The sequence below is a fragment of the Mesorhizobium sp. M7A.F.Ca.CA.002.15.2.1 genome (assembly GCF_003998715.1).
GTDB lineage: Bacteria > Pseudomonadota > Alphaproteobacteria > Rhizobiales > Rhizobiaceae > Mesorhizobium > Mesorhizobium ciceri.
This window is the reverse complement of record NZ_RZPI01000773.1, coordinates 1-2,460: the sequence shown is the minus strand read 5'-3', so window position 1 is coordinate 2,460 and position 2,460 is coordinate 1. Positions and strand designations below refer to the sequence as shown.

General features: G+C 63.3%; 3 protein-coding genes and 1 pseudogene. 2 read left to right on the top strand and 2 right to left on the bottom strand.

Annotated features, from left to right (window positions below):
• A pseudogene (locus ENZ74_RS35430) lies at nucleotides 1-166 on the bottom strand (response regulator transcription factor); the annotation flags it as partial.
• Between the two features lie 120 nt (nucleotides 167-286).
• Nucleotides 287-715, bottom strand: a complete 429-nt coding sequence (locus ENZ74_RS29045; RefSeq protein WP_013533615.1) for a hypothetical protein — start codon at nucleotides 713-715, stop codon at nucleotides 287-289.
• A 186-nt stretch (nucleotides 716-901) separates the two neighbouring features.
• Between ENZ74_RS29045 and ENZ74_RS29040 the strand changes: the two genes are divergently transcribed.
• Together ENZ74_RS29040 and ENZ74_RS29035 are read left to right on the top strand one after the other, a co-directional pair.
• Complete coding sequence (locus ENZ74_RS29040; protein ID WP_024503140.1) at nucleotides 902-1,252, top strand: DUF952 domain-containing protein; 351 nt, start codon at nucleotides 902-904, stop codon at nucleotides 1,250-1,252.
• Nucleotides 1,249-2,325 (top strand): quinone-dependent dihydroorotate dehydrogenase, encoded by a 1,077-nt coding sequence (locus ENZ74_RS29035; RefSeq protein ID WP_063170027.1) that lies wholly within the window; start codon nucleotides 1,249-1,251, stop codon nucleotides 2,323-2,325. The genes ENZ74_RS29040 and ENZ74_RS29035 overlap by 4 nt, the downstream gene beginning before the upstream one ends.
• The last annotated feature ends 135 nt before the right edge of the window (nucleotides 2,326-2,460 follow it).

The following is a 2,460-nucleotide window of genomic DNA, read 5'->3' as shown; positions in this document are numbered from 1 at the left end:
GCACCAGATCGACGTCCTCGTTGGCCACGACCAGCGCCTTGGCGCTCTCGAAATCGCCGGCTTCATGGATGGCGGCGACATTGCCGATGCCGGCGAGCGCTTCGCGCAGCGCACCGCGAAACAGCGGGTGATCGTCGGCGATGACGAAAGAATAGCCTGCCGGCAAATGTCCCTCCCCGAATCCCCGATGATTTTTGGCTTTTCGGGTTCAACTGGACGATTATGAGCGGCTGCGCGCTGTTTTCAAGCGGCAAAGCCAGTGCGCCGCCTCCCGTGGTTGAAACGCTCAGGTCTTCTGCGAATTGGGCTGGGCGCCGTTGTCCTTGTCCATATCCCTGACGATGCCCATGAAGCCGCGCAGGAAGCGCTCCATGTAGCCCATCGTCTTGTTGAAATCCTCTTCGCTCGGCAGTTTCGATTCGAGGCGGGCGGAGAGCGAATTCTCGAGCTTGGTGACGCGCTCGTCCATCGCCTTCATCGAGGTCTGCAAGCGGTCGACCTCGTCCTGGAAAGCGGCGCGTTCGTCGGCCGCCATCTTGCAGACGAGCTGGCCGGAGCGTTCGTCGCAGATCGACATGGCGCCGGTCTGGGTGTCCATGCGGATATAGCCGGTGGCCGACTTTTCCAGCCGGTAGCGGTCGGTTTCTTCCGAATAAGCTGAAGCCGCGACCAGCGAAACGAGCGCGGCGGGGATCAAGATGTGCTGCAGACGCATGTTGTCCTCCATGGCAAAGGCCTCAGATATCGCATGTTTGCGCCGGAAATGGGGAAGACCCTTGGCGTGGCCTTTCCCGAATGGCTGGTTCGGAATCTTTTGAAGCAATTCCCAAGGGAAAGCGCTATGCGCTTTTCCCGGGAAAACCGTTTCACACTTTTCCTGGAACTGCTCTATAGCGCAACCATGTCTCAGATTATCTACAAGATAACCCCGCAGGCGCTTTGGCGCGAGGCCGAAACGCATGGCCGCTTCACCGGCGCGCCGATTGATGTCGCAGACGGCTTCATCCACTTCTCCACGGCGGCGCAGGTCAAGGAAACGGCGGCAAAGCACTTTGCCGGCCAGACCGACCTTCTGCTGGTCGCCATCGACGGCGCCAGCCTGGGTGCTGCGCTGAGATACGAGGTCTCGCGCGGCGGTGCGCTGTTTCCGCATCTTTATGGTCCGCTCGGCCTCAAGGCTGTGCTGTGGGTCCGGCCACTGCCGCTTGGCTCCGATGGTGTGCACCAGTTCCCGGCACTGGAGGGGCAATGAGCGTGCTCGACCGGCTCGGCCAGAAGCTGCTGTTCGCCTTCGATCCGGAAACCGCGCATGGCCTGTCGATCGCGGCCTTGCGATGCGGCGTTCCGGTTGGTGCACCAGCGATCCGCGACCACAGGCTGACGGTCAGCATCTGCGGCCTCGATTTTCCCAATCCGCTCGGCATGGCGGCCGGCTATGACAAGAACGCCGAAGTGCCCGACGCGCTGCTTGGCCTGGGCTTCGGCTTTGCCGAGGTCGGCACGATCACGCCGCTGGCGCAGGCCGGCAATCCGAAGCCGCGCATTTTCCGGCTGACGGCCGACGATGCGGTGATCAACCGATTGGGCTTCAACAATGAAGGCCATGCGGCGGCCGAAAAGCGCCTTGCCGCGCGCAAGGGGCGTGGCGGCATCGTCGGCGTCAACATCGGCGCCAACAAGGACAGCAGCGACCGCATCGGCGACTATGAGCGCGGCGTCGCCCGGTTTGCGCAATACGCCAGCTATCTGACCGTCAACATCTCCTCGCCCAACACGCCGGGCCTGCGCAACATGCAGGCGCGTGAGCAGCTTGGCGAGCTCTTGTCGCGGGTCATGGCAGCGCGCGCCGCGGCAAGCGCCCAGCCGCCGGTGTTCCTGAAGATCGCGCCGGATCTGGTCGAGGCAGAGCTGGAGGACATCGCCGCCGAAGTCACGGAAAAGCGGGTGGACGGCGTCATCGTCTCCAACACCACCATCTCCCGACCGCCACTGCGCAGCGGCGACACCGCGCGCGAGAGCGGGGGGCTCTCCGGCAAGCCGCTGTTCGAGCGTTCGACCATCGTGCTGGCGAAGATGCGCAAACTGCTCGGGCCGGAGCTTGCCATCGTCGGCGTCGGCGGCGTCGATTCCGCCGATACGGCGCTGGACAAGATCCGTGCGGGTGCCGATCTGGTGCAGCTCTACACCGGCATGATCTATGCCGGGCCTTCGCTGCCAGGCCGTATTCTTTCCGGAATGGCCCGTTTCGTCGAAAAAGAACGGCTGAAGTCGATTTGCGAGTTGCGCGACAGCCGCCTCGACTTCTGGGCGTCCAGGCAACTCTGAACTGCTCTCAGGAGCGCAGGTCGCGGCTGACGGCCCGCTCGCAGATGGTGCAACGAACTCGGGTCAAAGGGTTCCTTCGGAGCTTTCGCCGGGCGTTGGCTGACGGCGCATCAAACAAAAAACCCGCCAGTGCGG